Source organism: Rhizobium sp. FKL33 (assembly GCF_005222915.1).
In the GTDB taxonomy this organism is placed as follows: domain Bacteria; phylum Pseudomonadota; class Alphaproteobacteria; order Rhizobiales; family Rhizobiaceae; genus Rhizobium_E.
The window spans coordinates 1-14,388 of sequence record NZ_STFX01000010.1; the positions used below are offsets into that span (position 1 = coordinate 1).

The window sequence follows — 14,388 nt, forward strand, 5'->3', positions numbered from 1 at the left end:
CGCCCAATTCACTCCAACGGATGAAGCGATTGTAGAGCGTCTTGTGGGGGCCGTATTCCTTTGGAGCGTCTTTCCACTGAAGCCCATGTTTCAAAACATAAATAATGCCGCTGACCACACGCCGATCATCAACCCGCGGGATGCCATGGGCCAGTGGGAAGTACGGGCGAATTCGGGCAAACTGGGATGGTGTCAGTAAAAACAAATCACTCATGGCAATTCCTCCCGCCGTGAGTGAATCAAAATTCGCCCGCTTTTAAAAGCCCCTTAATTAATGAGGCCTGAGCCTAGACAGATGTTGGTCTTGACGCCTGGGCCACGCCGTAGATGTTTTGCAGCGGTCGAATTTCGGCGAGTGCACGCGACAAGCGATTGAGGACCGCGCAGCCGAGGGCGTGCGATGCGAATGAACGCGCCTGCAGCCGGCGTCCTATGACCGATTTGCAGCGGCCGATCGCGGTCTCAGCCATAGATCCTTTCCCGCAGCCGGTAGCGGTCGGCCCCTTTCCCAACGACGACGTCATTGTCCGGCTCGTCCGCGCTATGCTGCTCGAACAGAATGACGAATGGGCCGTCCCGCGATCCAGATACACGACCCTGGAAACCATCGGACAAATCAGCGATGATCCCATTATCAGCCTGCCCGCTGTGGCGCGCTGACATCCCATCCGGCCCAACGCCGTAATGAACCGTGGTCGTCAAAAGCTACACCATGCTACGGGACACGATCCATCGGTTTGGTTCGGCGCCGGTTGCGGTTCAGTTCAACGGGAAATGGCAGGCGACGGAACGGCCATCCGCAGCCTTCGTCAGCACTGGTCGCTCCGCGCTGCAGCGCGGCTGGGCGTAGGGGCAGCGGGTCGAGAATTTGCAGCCCTTGGGCGGATCGAGCGGGCTCGGGAGATCGCCCGTCAGGAGGATTCGCTCGCGCTTTCCCTGCGCGCCATGTTGCGGAATGGCCGAGAGCAACGCCTGGGTATAGGGATGCCGCGGCTTGTCGTAGAGCGCATCGGTGTCGCCGAGCTCCATGATCGAGCCGAGATACATCACGGCGACGCGGTTCGAGACCTGTCGCACCACGGCGAGATCATGGGCGATGAACACGTAAGTGAGCTGCAGCTGATCACGGAGATCGGCGAAGAGATTGACGATCTGCGCCTGCACCGAGACATCCAGCGCCGAAACAGGCTCGTCGGCGACGATCAGCTTGGGCTCGACCGCCAGCGCCCTGGCGATGCCGATGCGCTGGCGCTGGCCGCCGGAAAATTCGTGCGGATACCGGTCGAGATAGTCGCGTCTGAGCCCGACGATCTCCATGAGCTCCGTGAGACGCTCGTCAATGCCCGCGCCGCTGCGGATGGCGTGGACCTTGAGCACTTCCGAGAGCATGTCGCGAATGCGCCGGCGCGGATTGAGCGAGGCGGAGGGGTCCTGGAAGATCATCTGCATCTTGCGCCGCACCCGCTTCAGCGCGCGCGTATCCGCCTTGGCGATATTCTCTCCGTCGAAGGTGAGCTCGCCGGAGGTGACGTCGTAAAGCCGGGTGAGACAGCGTCCCAGGGTGGATTTGCCGCTGCCGGACTCGCCGACGAGGCCGAGCGTTTCCCCGGGATAGACGTCGAGGCTGATCGCGTCGACCGCATGCAGCGTCCGGCCCGAGCCGGGTCGCATCGTCTTGCCGACGATGAAATTCTTGGTCAGTTCGCGGGCCGAAAGAAGGGGGGCGCTGGTCATATCCACCATCATGCAGTCTCCTGGACGCCGAGAATCTCCCCGCGCCTGTCATAGCGTTCATCATCATGGAGAACGCAGAGCGCGCTTTGCTCGCCCTCCCGGCGGAGCGGCGGTCTCGCGGCGCAAGCGGGCCGTGCGAAGCGACAGCGCGGGGCAAAGCCGCAACCTTCCGGGATCGAGCCGGGCAAAGGCGGCATGCCGCCAATGGAGACGAGTCTGTCCGGCCTGACGCCGGTGAGAGGCGGAATGGAGGCCATCAGACCCCAGGTATAGGGATGTAGCGGATTGTTGAAGAGATCGGCCGCCCTGCCGCGCTCGACAATGCGGCCGGCATACATTACCGCCACATGGTCGGCGACTTCGGAAACCACGCCCATATCATGGGTGATCAGGATGATGGCCGCGCCATGGTCGCGCCGCAGCCGTAAGAGAAGGTCGAGCACCTGCGCCTGCACGGTCACGTCGAGGGCCGTGGTCGGCTCGTCGGCCACCAAGAGCGCCGGCTGGCAGGAAATCGCCATGGCGATCACCGCGCGCTGGCGCATGCCGCCGGAGAGCTGATGCGGGAAGCGGTCGACAGCCTCATTGGGATTGGAGAAGCCGACTTCAGCCAGCAGTTCCACGGCGCGGGCGCGGGCGGCGCGGGCCGAGATCCGCTCATGTTCGCGGATCTGTTCGGCGATCTGCCAGCCGATCGTGTAAACAGGCGTCAGCGCCGTCATCGGATCCTGCGAGATCAGGCCGATCTCCTTGCCGCGGATGCGGCGCATGGCGCTTTGCGGCAGGTCGAGAATGCGCTTGCCGCGAAAGGCGACTGCGCCGTCGACACGGGTGGTCTTGGGATCATGCAGGCCGAGCAGCGATTGCAGCGTCACGGATTTGCCTGAGCCGGATTCGCCGACGATTGACAGGATCTCACCCTCGCGCAGGCTGAAGGAGACGTCGTCGACGGCGCGGATATCGCCGCGATCGGTGCGGAAGGAGACGGTCAGGCCGTTCACGTCGAGGAGAAGGGGCTTTTCCATGCTCAGCTCCCCCTCACGCGCGGGTCGATCAGCACATAGACGATGTCGACCACGGCATTGGCGAGCACCACGAAGAAGGAGGCATACATCACCGCGCCCAGGATCATCGGCAGGTCGAGATTGAGAAGCGCCTGATAGGTGAGGCGCCCCACGCCGTTCAGGCCGAACACCACTTCCGTCAGCAGCGCTGAGCCGCCGACCAGAGCCCCGAAATCGAGGCCGAACATAGTGACGAAGGGGATCAGCGAGGTGCGCAGCGCATGCCGGAGCATGACGCGTGTCGGGCTCAAGCCCTTGGCGCGGGCGGTGCGGATGAAATCTTCCTGATAGGCTTCGACGAGAGTGGCCCTGAGCACCCGACCGTAAAGGCCGATATAGAGGAAGGCCAGGGTGCACCAGGGAATGATCAGCGTCTTGAACCAGCCGACGGGGTCCTCGAACAGCGGCTTGTAGCCGAGCGCGGGAACCCAGGAAAACAGCCAGGTGTCGTGAAAGCGGCTCTGGGTGATCAGGTTCATCACCTCGCCGAGCCAATAGACCGGCATCGAGACGCCGATCAGCGCCACGATCATCAGCCCTCGATCCAGCAGCGTGTCGCGGCTCATCGCCGAGAGGACGCCGACCACGATCCCGCCGATGACCCAGAGCACGGCGGCGCCGAACACCAGGGACAGTGTCACGGGCGCCGCGTCCGCCACTTGCGGCACGATGCGCATGCCGCGATTGACGAAGGAGGTCAGGTCCTGCGTCACGAACAGCCGCTTCATCATAATGGCGTATTGGACAGGGAGAGCCCGGTCGAAGCCGAATTCGGTGCGGATCGCCGCGATGGTTTCCTGCGAGGCGTTGCGGCCGGCGATGCGGGCGGCGGGATCGGAGCCAGGGGTGGCGAAGAAGATCAGGAAGACCAGCGCCGAGATGCCGAACATCACGAAAATCATCTGCGCCAGTCGCTGGAGGATAGCAAAACCCATCTCGGCCTCCTCAAACGATCTTGGTGCGCGGATCGAGCGCGTCGCGGATGCTGTCGCCGATCACGTTGAGTGTCAGCACGGTCAGTGCAATGGCGATCCCCGGCGCCAACGCGACGGCGGGACGGGTGTAGAGCAATGTCTGTCCGTCCTGGATGATGGTGCCCCAGCTTGCATCCGGCGCCTGCACGCCGATCGACAGGAAGGACAGCGAGGATTCGGTGACGATGTTCAGCGCCATCATCAGCGGGATGAAGACGATCAGCATGGTCGAGACATTGGGCAGGATGTCTTTGAACAGGATCCGCCAGGAGGGAATGCCGAGGCCGATCGCCGCGAGCACGAATTCGCTGTTCTTGAGCGCCAGCACGCGGCCGCGCACGGGGCGGGCGACATAGGGCACATAGATGATGCCGATAATGCCGATGGGCAGCAGCAGGCTGTTGGCGTTGATCTCAAGCGGCCCGATGGTGATGCCTTTGGAGATCAGCACGATCGAGAGCGAGATGGCCAGCAGATAGACAGGAAAAGCCCAGAGAATATCGAGGATGCGGGACAGCACCATATCGACGACGCCGCCGAAAAAGCCGGCGGTCACGCCGATCAATGCCGCCAGCGTCAGACAGATGGCGGTGGCCGAGCCCGCGATCAGCAGCGAATTGCGACCGCCATAGAGCAGGCGGGCGGCGACGTCGCGCCCTTGCGTATCGGCGCCGAGAAAGTATTTCGCCTCCCAGGTCGGCCCGATCGGTGTCACGCCGAGGCCGAGACCTTCGGTGGAGGCCTGCATGATCTTCACCTTCTTGCCGTCGATCTTGATCTTGCCGCTGAGATTGGAGCGGAACGGATCTGTCTCGGCGACGTGGCGCGCATAGATCGGCGCAGCAAGGCTCGACAGGATGATCAGACAGAGCAGCACCGCTGCGGCGATGGTCGGTTTGTCGCGCTTCAACAAAGTCCAGGCGCGCCGCCAGGGACCAGCGCCGGCGCGCGCCGGTTCAGCCTTGCCTGCCGCGTCGGGCAGCGTCTCGGTAAGGGTGTTCATGTCTTTTCCTTGCAGGGAGCGTCGGCGTGACGGCGATCCTGCCGCCGTCGCGCGTCTTGGGCGACGGCGGAGCGTGGCTCCGCCGTCCTTCTGGTCACTTCACCCAGGATTGGGAGGCGATCCAGCGGTTCTGCTTGTTGAAGACATAGTTGCCGAGCCGGGCCGAGGTGAAGTTGACGCTTTTCGGCGTGAACAGCGGCGCGAGCGGCGCCTCAGCCATGAAGCCCTTGTCGATCTTGGCCCATTCGGCGTTGGCGGCCTCCTGATCGGTCAGCGACAGGGTCATCGCCGACTTCATCTTGGCGTCGAGATCCTTGTTGCAATAGCCGGCGATGTTGATCGAGGAGTCGCTGCCCTTGTGGAAGCTGTCGCAGGACAGAAGCACATTGAGGAAGTTCGACGGAGCCGGATAGTCCATATACCACTGCGAAATGCTGATCTGGACGTTGTTGTTGGTGTTCTGGATATAGGTGAACTGGATGTTCGGCGAGATCGCCTTCATCGAGGCGTCGTAGCCGAGATCGCTGAGCACGCTCTGCAGATAGGTGCCGATCGAGCGCGACACGGCGTTGTCTTCGGCGATCACCGTCACCTTCTGGCCCTTGGTGCCGGACTCCTCGACCAGTTGCATCGCCTTGTCCATATCGGCTTCCGACCATTCGGCCCCCGGATCCTTGGTGTAGATGCAGTCGTCGACACGGCCCGGGAAATCGGGCGGAAGAATCTGGCAAGTGGGCTGCGCCAAGGCTTCGCCGCCGAACAGGCCGACCAGCGCGTCGCGGTCGAGCGCATAGTTCAGCGCCTGACGGACCTTCACATTGTCGAAGGGCGCGAGATTGGTGTTCATCGGCGCGTACCAGAAGGCGGCCAGCGGATCGAGATGGATCTGCTTGGCGTATTTCTCACCGATTTCAGGCAGACGGTCGGCCGGCGGGGTGTCGAACATCCAGTCGATCTGACCGTTGATGACCGCGTTGATCGTCGCTTCTTCGGTCATGCCGAATTTGTAGACGATCTCGTCGGCATAACCATCAGGCTGGGCGTCGACGCTCCATTCCTTGAAATGCGGATTGCGCTTCAGCACCATCTTGTCGTTGGGATTGTAGCTTTCGATCATATAGGCGCCGGTGCCGGGGATCGGCGTGGTGCCGGCGTCGGCTGCGGGCGCGTCTGCCGGCAGGATGCTGGCATGCGGCACGGCGAGCTTGGAGAAGAACTCCGCATCGGGAGCGACGAGATTGATGGTGACCGTGCCGGCCGCGTCATCGGCGATCACGCCGCCGTCGAGCGTGCATGTCTCGCCCTTCTCGATGCATTTGTCGGCGCCGACAAAGCCGTTGTAGAAGCTGCCCATGGTCGGGCCCTTCACCTTGAAGATGCGCTGGAAGGAGGCCAACACGTCAGACGGCATGACCTCCTTGCCGTTGGAGAATTTCACGCCCTTGCGGATCTTGAACACATAGGTCTTGCCGTCATTCTTGACTTCGGGCATCGCCTCGGCGAGCGAGGGGACGATCTTGAAGCCTTCCGTGCCGCCGGCCTGCTTGAATTTCAGGAGGCCGTCATAGGTCATCTGGAAGATCTGCCAGAACTGGCCGGTATAGTTGATGGCCGGGTCGATGGTGCCGGCGGCTGAGACGGCGGCGAGCGTCATCGTGCCGCCGCGGTGCTCGGCCATCAGCTTGGCGCGATCTTCTTCAGCATGCGCAAGTCCGGACAGCGCCGTCTGCGCGAGAAGCAGGCCGGCAAGCAGCGCGCCCGCGCGCCGCGTCACTTTCGAAAAGGTCGATGTCATCTAGCAGTTCCCTCTGTTCTTGTTGTGTTTGAACGTTCATTGGGCATGCGCCGCCGCCCTGTGACGGGCGGCGTTATCAGGCGGCCTTGGCGTCGAGGAAGGCGGCGACCTCAGCCATGCAGGCCTCGCGCTCTTCGACATGCGGCATGTGGCTGGACTGTTCGAAGATCGTCCAGCGGACATCTGGGATTTCATCGGCATAGGGCTGCACGCAGGCGACCGTCGCTTCGTCGAAGCGGCCGGAAATCAGTAGCGTGGGCACATTGATGGTCGACAGGCGGCCGACGATGGACCAGTCCTTCATCGTGCCGATGACGTGGAATTCGTTGGGGCCGTTCATCGTGTGATAGACGGTCGGATCTTCGGCAATGGCGTCGAAAGTGCGCTTGACCTCGGCCGGCATCGGCACGACGCGGCAGACATGGCGTTCGTTGAATACGTCGGTCGCCGCCATATAGTCGGCGCTGTCGGTGGTTCCCGCCTGTTCGTGTTTGAGAAGGGTCGCCTGCACTTCGGCTGGCAGTTCCTCGCGCAGACGGTTGGCTTCGGAAATCCAGGTATGCATGGCCGCCGGCGAATTGGCGACAATCAGCGCCTTCAGGCCCGCCGGCTGGTCCACGGAGAATTCCGCGCCGAGCATGCCGCCCCAGGACTGACCGAGCAGGCAATATCCGTCGCGGATGCCGAGATGATCGATGAGATTGTGCAACTCCTTCTTGAAGAACTCCACCGTCCAGAAGTCGCCGCCCTTTTCGGGCAGATGCGTGGACTTGCCGTTGCCCACCTGGTCGTAATGCACGACGGCGCGGCCGGTGGCGGCGATGTCCTTGAAGCTGTCGACATAATCATGTGTGCAGCCGGGACCGCCATGGGCGACGATCAGCGGCGGCTTGCCGGATTTCAGATCTCCGGTGATCCGGTACCAGGTCTTGTATTCGCCATAGGGCGCGAAACCTTCGGTGACTGACAATTTAATGCTCCCTCTCGCTTGATGCTTTTCGCCAAGCCTATCCGCTCGTGCGCATGCGTTTGTCGCCACGACAGATTGCGTCCGCGGCGTCTTCAATGGTCATGCCCCATTCCATGGCGATCGAGCGCAACCGCTTCAGCGCCGCCGCTTCGTCGGCGCTGCCCGCCTGCATCAGGCGCAGCACGGCCTTCACCACCAGTGGTCGCTGGCGCAGTCGCTGTTCGAGCGCGCGGACATCATCCGCATGGGCCCGCATCTGCTGGTACCCGATCGCCGCGATCAGCAGCGCGCTATAGGCGCCCGTGGAGCTGATGGGTTTCAGAAGATGCGCATTGGCGCCCTGCGACAGCGCCCATTCGATGCGTCCCGGCGCTTCAGATCCGATCAGCGCGATCATCGGCATGGGCGCAAAACCGCGCGGCCAGGGAAACTGTTCGTCATGGCCCATATCGGCGTCGAAGAAGACAACATCGGCCTGCGCGTCGGCCTCGTCGAGCTGCGGCCAGACATCACGGCTCTCGATCCGCAGGGATTCGAGCTGGCGCGTCAGAGCATCGACGGAGGGATGCGGGCGATGCAGGATCACCGCGCGCCAGTTCAGGAAAGAGGGCCGCTCCATCCGCGTCATTTGACCACCTTCAATCCGCTGCTGGAAAGAGGCATGCGCATCGTGGCATGCGTGGCGGTGAGAAGATAGGGATCCGCCTGGATCGGCTCTCTGACGGTTTCCAGGATCGAAAAGGAGCCGTCCTCTTCCGATCGTCCAAAAATCGGCGCGAGCGCGGCATGATGCGTGCGGCGATCGATCGCGACGTCGCCCACCGGCGTTGCGAAGCGTCGGGAGGTGACGACGGCCCTGATTGCATCGGGATCGTCGGTTCCAGCGTCGGAGATCGCCTGCCCGAGCATGGACACAGCCATATAGGCGAAGGCGAAGGGGCCGGTGATACGCCGCAAAGCGCCGTGCCGGGCATGGATCTTCTGCTTGAAACGGCTGTTGTCTTCGCTGTCGAGATTGGCGAGGTAGGTCCCGACCGTGATGTGTCCCGCCTTGGCCGCCGGCGACAATCCGTCGAGATCTGACTCCGACAGATTGCAGGCGACAATTGGTCTGCGATCCCATGCGAAAGATGGATCTGCGGCCCGCAAGTCGGCATAGGCGCGGATAAAGGCGTTGGCGGAGCGGCCGACGAGATTGCTCAGAATGAAGTCGGGTTTCTTCTGGCGGATCTCTGCGATCAGATGTTCGACCTCTTCCGAGCCGAGCGGCATGAAGCGCTCGGCGACCACCTCGCCGCCGGCGGCTTGAGTCAATTCACGGGCAATGCGACCATTTTCCCAGCCCCAGATATAGTTTGAGCCGACAATGAACGGTCTTTGCCCGTAGATCGGCAGCACATGGTCGAAGAGCGGCAAAAGATGCTGGTTGGGACAAGCGCCGAGGTAGAGCACGCTGTCGCTGGCTTCATATCCTTCATAGGGAAAGGCGTACCATAGCAGCGCCCGCTGGCGCTCCACCACAGGCAGCACTTCCTTTCGGCTCCAGGAGGTGATGGTTCCGATCACATGGCGGCAGCCGTTTTCGCGGATTGCGGTATCTGCGAGGCCAGCATAGCGTTCAGCCATTCCTGACGGATCTCCGATCCGTGCCTCGAAGCCGAAGCGCCGGGAACCGTCGGCGTTGATTTCCGCCACGGCAGCCATGGCCCCGTCGATGGCATCGCGGCCCAGCGCAGCATAGGGACCTGAAGTGGAATAGAGGATGGCGAGCGGAACAGTGTGCCGAACCATCAGCAGACGCCCTCAATCCAAGAGATTTGCAAGGTCAATGTGAAAAGCGGTCGATCTGACATCGCAGCCTCATGTCTCATTTTTCGGACACGGATCGGATCTGGCAAAACCAATAAAAAAAGCCCCTTGCCGCCGTTAAGCGGTGCAAGGGGCTCGGTTGCCTTTGGCGATCAGCGCCATTTGAGGAACAGGCTATGCTAGGCTTATAAAGTAGTCAATAGGAATGTGTGCGGAATTTTTAGGCATTGATGCCCCGTGTATTCCTTTATCCTCTAGATCGGCAAAGGGGCCGTGATCGAGGCTTCCCTGGAATGTATGTTGGAGCCGCGAAGCTATTGAAATGGCATGAGCCGGGCCCTTTCGAACCCGGCTCAGTATACTAAAATCTCTCTTACAAGACGCCCACCCTTCAGGCAGCCGGCAGCAAAGACCTGGTCTTGCGGCGAGCGGGGCGAGCTGAGTGGATGACGGCCTCCTCATCGTCATGAACGTTCTGAGTATGCGCCTCGTCCGGATGCTGTATCAGCGCCCTGTTGCCGGTCATCCGCCGCGCCAGCACATAGAAGACCGGGGTCATGAAGATGCCGAAGAAGGTCACGCCGATCATGCCGGAGAACACCGCGATGCCCATGGCGGCGCGCATTTCCGCGCCGGCTCCCGTCGAGACGACGAGGGGAATGACGCCCATGATGAAGGCCATGGACGTCATCAGGATCGGTCGAAGCCTGAGCCGGCTCGCCTCGATCGCGGCCTGCACCGGGGTGCGGCCCTCGAATTCCAGTTCTCGGGCGAACTCGACGATAAGGATGGCGTTCTTTGCCGACAACCCGACCAGGACGACAAGTCCAATCTGGGTGAAGATGTTGTTGTCGCCGCCGGTCAGCCAGACGCCGGACAACGCCGCCAGCACGCCCATCGGCACGATCATGATGATCGCGATCGGCAGGGTGAGGCTCTCATACTGCGCCGCCAGAACCAGATAGACCAACAGCAGCGCGAGCGGAAACACCAGCACGCCCGAATTGCCGGCGAGGATCTGCTGGTAGGTCAGATCGGTCCATTCGAAGCCGATGCCCTTGGGCAGAGTCTCAGCCGCGATGCGTTCGATGGCAGCCTGCGCCTGGCCCGAGGAGAAACCGGGGGCAGGGCAGCCATTGATGTCTGCGGCGAGGAAGCCGTTGTAACGGTTGGTGCGCTCCGGCCCCGTGGTGGCGTCGACCCGTAACAGCGCCGAAAGCGGGATCATCTCGCCGCCTGCGGAGCGCACCTTGAGCTGACCGATATCCTCGGGATTGGCGCGGAACCTGGCGTCGGCCTGGGCGCGGACGCTGTAGGTGCGGCCGAAGGCGTTGAAGTCGTTGACATAGAGCGAACCCAGATAGATCTGCAGCGTCTCGAACACGTCCGTCACCGACACGCCGAGCTGCTGCGCCTTGGTGCGGTCGAGATCGGCATAGAGTTGCGGCACGTTGATCTGGTAGCTCGAGAACAGGCCGGCGAGTTCAGGCGTCTGATAGGCCTTGCCGAGGAAGGCTTTGGTCGCCTCGTCGAGCGCTTGATAGCCCAGCCCGGCCCGATCTTCGAGCTGCAGCTTGAAGCCGCCCGTCGTGCCCAGACCCTGCACGGGCGGCGGCGGGAACATCGCGATAAACGCGTCCTGGATGGCGCCGAATTTCTGGTTCAGCTTCATGGCGATCGCGCCGCCCGAAAGATCCGGCGTCTTCCTCTCCTCGAAATCCTTGAGGGTCACAAACACGATGCCGGCGTTGGACGAGTTGGTGAAGCCGTTGATCGAGAGGCCGGGAAAGGCGATGGCGTGTTCGACGCCCGGTTCGGCGAGCGCGATGTCGCTCATGCGCTTGATCACGTCCTCCGTTCGGTTAAGCGTTGCGGCGTCGGGAAGCTGGGCGAAGCCGATAAGATATTGCTTGTCCTGCGCTGGCACGAAGCCGCCCGGCACGGCGTTGAATAGGCTGTAGGTCCCTGCGGCCAGTGCGAGATAGACGCCCATGACCAGGGTCTTGCGCGTCAGGAGCCCGCCGATGCTGCGGCCATAGCCGTTGGAGCTGGCGCCGAAAGCGCGGTTAAAGCCGCGGAAAAACCAGCCGAACAGGAAATCCATGCCGCGAGTCAGCCAATCCTTCGGCGCATGGTGATCCTTGAGCAGAAGCGCTGCAAGCGCCGGCGACAGCGTCAGCGAATTGATCGCCGAGATAACCGTCGAAATGGCGATGGTCAGCGCGAATTGTCGGTAGAACTGGCCTGATAGGCCGGTGATGAAGGCGAGCGGCACAAACACCGCCACCAGCACCAGCGCGATCGCGATGATCGGGCCGGACACTTCCTTCATGGCGCGATAGGTCGCCTGACGTGGCGACAGACCATTCTCGATGTTGCGTTCGACATTTTCCACCACGACGATCGCGTCGTCGACGACGATGCCGATCGCCAGCACCAGACCGAACAGGCTGAGCGCATTGATGGAGAAGCCGAAGGCGTACATGACGCCGAATGTGCCGATGATCGACACGGGCACGGCGATCAGCGGAATGATCGAGGCGCGCCAGGTCTGCAGGAACAGGATCACCACGAGCACCACGAGCGCGACGGCCTCGAGCAGCGTGTCGACGACCTTTTCGATCGAACTGCGGACGAATTTGGTCGTGTCATAGACGATCTCGTATTTCACGCCTTCCGGCATGGCGACCTGCAGCTCGTTCATGGTCTTGACGACCTCGTCCGAGATTGTGATCGCGTTGGAGCCGGGGGCCTGGAAGACGGGAATCGCGACTGCTGCCTTTCCGTCGAGCAGCGACCGCAATGAGTAGTCGGCGGCCCCGAGTTCGATGCGCGCAACGTCGCGCAGGCGGGTTACCTGTCCTGCTGCGCCGGTCTTGACGATGATCTCGCCGAATTCCTCCGGCGTCTGCAGCCGTCCTTGGGCGTTGACGTTCAACTGCACGTCGATGCCGGGGAGATTGGGAGAGGCGCCGATGACGCCGGCTGCGGCCTGGACATTCTGGCCGCGGATCGCATTGGTGATGTCGCTGGCGGCGAGGCCATGCTCTGCCGCCTTTTGCGGATCGATCCAGACGCGCATCGAATAATCGCCGGACCCGAAGATCTGCACCTGGCCGACGCCGGGAATGCGCGCCAGGCGGTCCTTGATGTTGAGGACGCCGTAATTGCGCAGATAGGTGATGTCGTAGCGGTTGTCCGGCGACAGCAGGTTGACCACCATCATCAGATCAGGCGAACTCTTCGCCGTGGTGACGCCGATGTTTCGGACTTCTTCAGGAAGGCGTGGTTCGGCCTGCGACACCCGGTTCTGCACCAGTTGTTGCGCCTTGTCCGGGTCGGCGCCGAGTTTGAAAGTGACCGTCAGCGTCATGACGCCGTCGGATGTCGCCTGGCTCGACATATAAAGCATGCCGTCGACGCCGTTGATCTGTTCCTCGAGCGGGGTCGCCACCGTTTCTGCGATGACCCGCGGATTGGCGCCCGGATAGGTGGCGCGGACAACGATGGAGGGCGGCACGACGTCTGGATATTCGGAGATCGGCAGGGCTTGCATGCCCAGAAGGCCGGCGACCACGATCAGCACCGACAGCACGCCGGCGAACACCGGGCGGTCGACAAAGAAGCGGGAGATGTTCATGAGAGGAACCCTCTTCAACGAGAATTTTAAGGCGCAACTGGCATCCCCGCTCGCTTGACGCGCCGGGCAGGAAGTCTGCGTATTCGGTGGAGCCTCCCGTTCCGAAGGGAGCAGGAGGCTTAGGATGTGCTACTGCGCCTGCGCCGCCGCCTTCTCTGCGGTCAGGGCCGCGGTCTTTTCCACTTCAGGGGCAACCACGACGCCTGGACGGACGCGCTGCAGACCGTTGACCACGATCCTGTCGCCAGGCATCAAGCCGGTTTCGACAACGCGCATCCCATCAACAGCCGCGCCGAGCGCGATCTGCCGATAGGCGACCTTGTTTGCCGCATCGACGACGAAGACGAATTTCTTGTCCTGGTCGGTGCCGATGGCGCGTTCGCTGACCAGGATCTTCTTCTCAGCTTTCGGTTGGCCCATCCGGACCTTCACGAACTGACCGGGGATCAATCGACCGCCTGGATTGTCGAAGACCGCGCGCACCGCGATCGTACCGCTGGCGCTATCGACCTGATTGTCGATCAATTGCAGACGTCCCTTGATCGGCGTGCCCTTGTCGGCGACGGTGCCGATCTCCACGGGGATCTGATCGAGCGCCGGCGAGGCTGTGGTGGACTCTGGCAGCTCCGCGAGCGCCCGCGTCACTGTTTCTTCACTGACATTGAAGCCGGCGTAGATCGGATCGATGGACACGAGCGTCGTGAGCGCAGGCGAGGCCGCGCCGGCCTCCACGAGATTGCCGACTGTAATTTCCACCTTGCCGACCCGTCCGGAGACCGGAGCCTTCACCTTGGTGTAGCTGAGACTGAGGGACACGGTGCGCAGCGCGGCTTCCGCGGTCCGCAGACCCGCTTCGGCTTCGGTCAGCGCATTCTGCCGCTCGTCGAGGTCGCTTTGTGAAATCGCATTGTTTTCCGTGAGCTTCCGTCCGCGTTCGAATTGCAGCCGCGCAAGGCTTACCCGCGCCTGGGCGGACGCAACCTGGCCTTCCGCCTGGGCGACTGCCGCCTCGTAGGGCGCCGGGTCGAGGGTGAAGAGCGGATCGCCCGCCTTGACCAGCGCGCCCTCGCGGAAAGCGATGGTCTGGATGACGCCGGAGACGCGCGGGCGGATCTGCACCCGTTCGACGGCTTCGAGCCGGCCGGAAAACTCTTCCCAGGCGGTGATGGATTTGGCTTCGATGATCGCGACCGTCACAGGGACGGCGGGCGGCGCTGCCGGCGTGGCAGGCGCGGCCGCAGCGGCGGCGCCGGGAAGATCGAAGAACACTGTCGCGGCTGCCAAAGACGCAGCCAGTCCCAGGCCGGCGCCCGCGAGGGCCCAGCGTTTGCTGTTCGGTGTCATGGAATGTCTCCTTGCGATCCCGGGAGGGAGACCCGGGCTCAGTAGAGTGTCGTTA

11 protein-coding genes and 2 pseudogenes are annotated in these 14,388 nt (G+C 62.5%); 1 reads left to right on the plus strand and 12 read right to left on the minus strand.

All coding sequences use genetic code 11. From position 1 onward, the window contains the following. Together E8Q41_RS07635 and E8Q41_RS25830 are read right to left on the minus strand one after the other, a co-directional pair. Window positions 1–214 (minus strand): transposase (locus tag E8Q41_RS07635; RefSeq protein ID WP_137154936.1); only part of this gene is annotated, 214 nt, incomplete at its 3' end. Window positions 215–267: 53 nt separating this feature from the next. After that, window positions 268–494: pseudogene (locus tag E8Q41_RS25830) on the minus strand (hypothetical protein); the annotation flags it as partial. A 1-nt stretch (window position 495) separates the two neighbouring features. Between E8Q41_RS25830 and E8Q41_RS07645 the strand changes: the two are divergent. Then, window positions 496–660, plus strand: a pseudogene (locus E8Q41_RS07645) (IS256 family transposase); the annotation flags it as partial. A gap of 99 nt (window positions 661–759) precedes the next feature. On the opposite strand, the gene E8Q41_RS07650 reads toward E8Q41_RS07645, so the two are convergent. The 10 genes from E8Q41_RS07650 to E8Q41_RS07695 form a co-directional block, all read right to left on the minus strand. Next, window positions 760–1,746, minus strand: coding sequence for a dipeptide ABC transporter ATP-binding protein (locus E8Q41_RS07650; RefSeq protein WP_246660119.1), 987 nt, complete (start codon window positions 1,744–1,746; stop codon window positions 760–762). Beyond that, window positions 1,743–2,759, minus strand: a complete 1,017-nt coding sequence (locus tag E8Q41_RS07655) for an ABC transporter ATP-binding protein (protein WP_170976403.1) — start codon at window positions 2,757–2,759, stop codon at window positions 1,743–1,745. Before E8Q41_RS07655 ends, E8Q41_RS07650 begins: the two co-directional genes overlap by 4 nt. A 2-nt stretch (window positions 2,760–2,761) precedes the next feature. Next, complete coding sequence (locus E8Q41_RS07660; RefSeq protein ID WP_137154937.1) at window positions 2,762–3,733, minus strand: ABC transporter permease; 972 nt, start codon at window positions 3,731–3,733, stop codon at window positions 2,762–2,764. 10 nt (window positions 3,734–3,743) lie between these two features. After that, a complete protein-coding gene (locus E8Q41_RS07665) occupies window positions 3,744–4,775 on the minus strand; it encodes an ABC transporter permease (RefSeq protein WP_137154938.1) in 1,032 nt (343 codons plus the stop codon). A 94-nt stretch (window positions 4,776–4,869) separates the two neighbouring features. Continuing rightward, on the minus strand, window positions 4,870–6,570 hold the full coding sequence (locus tag E8Q41_RS07670) for an ABC transporter substrate-binding protein (RefSeq protein ID WP_137154939.1): 1,701 nt from the start codon (window positions 6,568–6,570) through the stop codon (window positions 4,870–4,872). Between the two features lie 76 nt (window positions 6,571–6,646). Then, window positions 6,647–7,540 carry a proline iminopeptidase-family hydrolase gene (locus tag E8Q41_RS07675; protein ID WP_137154940.1) on the minus strand — a complete coding sequence of 298 codons (894 nt, stop codon included), beginning with the start codon at window positions 7,538–7,540 and terminating at the stop codon, window positions 6,647–6,649. 37 nt (window positions 7,541–7,577) lie between these two features. Beyond that, window positions 7,578–8,168, minus strand: a complete 591-nt coding sequence (locus E8Q41_RS07680) for an ANTAR domain-containing protein (protein WP_137154941.1) — start codon at window positions 8,166–8,168, stop codon at window positions 7,578–7,580. After that, on the minus strand, window positions 8,165–9,331 hold the full coding sequence (locus E8Q41_RS07685; protein WP_137154942.1) for a transporter substrate-binding protein: 1,167 nt from the start codon (window positions 9,329–9,331) through the stop codon (window positions 8,165–8,167). The genes E8Q41_RS07680 and E8Q41_RS07685 overlap by 4 nt, the downstream gene beginning before the upstream one ends. A 409-nt stretch (window positions 9,332–9,740) precedes the next feature. Continuing rightward, the gene (locus E8Q41_RS07690) at window positions 9,741–12,989 is read right to left on the minus strand and encodes an efflux RND transporter permease subunit (RefSeq protein WP_137154943.1); all 3,249 of its coding nucleotides are present in this window, start codon (window positions 12,987–12,989) and stop codon (window positions 9,741–9,743) included. 129 nt (window positions 12,990–13,118) lie between these two features. Continuing rightward, window positions 13,119–14,333 (minus strand): efflux RND transporter periplasmic adaptor subunit, encoded by a 1,215-nt coding sequence (locus tag E8Q41_RS07695; RefSeq protein ID WP_137154944.1) that lies wholly within the window; start codon window positions 14,331–14,333, stop codon window positions 13,119–13,121. Between the last annotated feature and the right edge of the window lie 55 nt (window positions 14,334–14,388).

Coding starts and splice junctions, on each gene's coding strand:
- E8Q41_RS07650 (WP_246660119.1), bottom strand. CDS start 1,746: ATGATGGTGGATATGACCAGCGCCCCCCTTCTTTCGGCCCGCGAACTG.
- E8Q41_RS07655 (WP_170976403.1), bottom strand. CDS start 2,759: ATGGAAAAGCCCCTTCTCCTCGACGTGAACGGCCTGACCGTCTCCTTC.
- E8Q41_RS07660 (WP_137154937.1), bottom strand. CDS start 3,733: ATGGGTTTTGCTATCCTCCAGCGACTGGCGCAGATGATTTTCGTGATG.
- E8Q41_RS07665 (WP_137154938.1), bottom strand. CDS start 4,775: ATGAACACCCTTACCGAGACGCTGCCCGACGCGGCAGGCAAGGCTGAA.
- E8Q41_RS07670 (WP_137154939.1), bottom strand. CDS start 6,570: ATGACATCGACCTTTTCGAAAGTGACGCGGCGCGCGGGCGCGCTGCTT.
- E8Q41_RS07680 (WP_137154941.1), bottom strand. CDS start 8,168: ATGACGCGGATGGAGCGGCCCTCTTTCCTGAACTGGCGCGCGGTGATC.
- E8Q41_RS07685 (WP_137154942.1), bottom strand. CDS start 9,331: ATGGTTCGGCACACTGTTCCGCTCGCCATCCTCTATTCCACTTCAGGT.
- E8Q41_RS07690 (WP_137154943.1), bottom strand. CDS start 12,989: ATGAACATCTCCCGCTTCTTTGTCGACCGCCCGGTGTTCGCCGGCGTG.
- E8Q41_RS07695 (WP_137154944.1), bottom strand. CDS start 14,333: ATGACACCGAACAGCAAACGCTGGGCCCTCGCGGGCGCCGGCCTGGGA.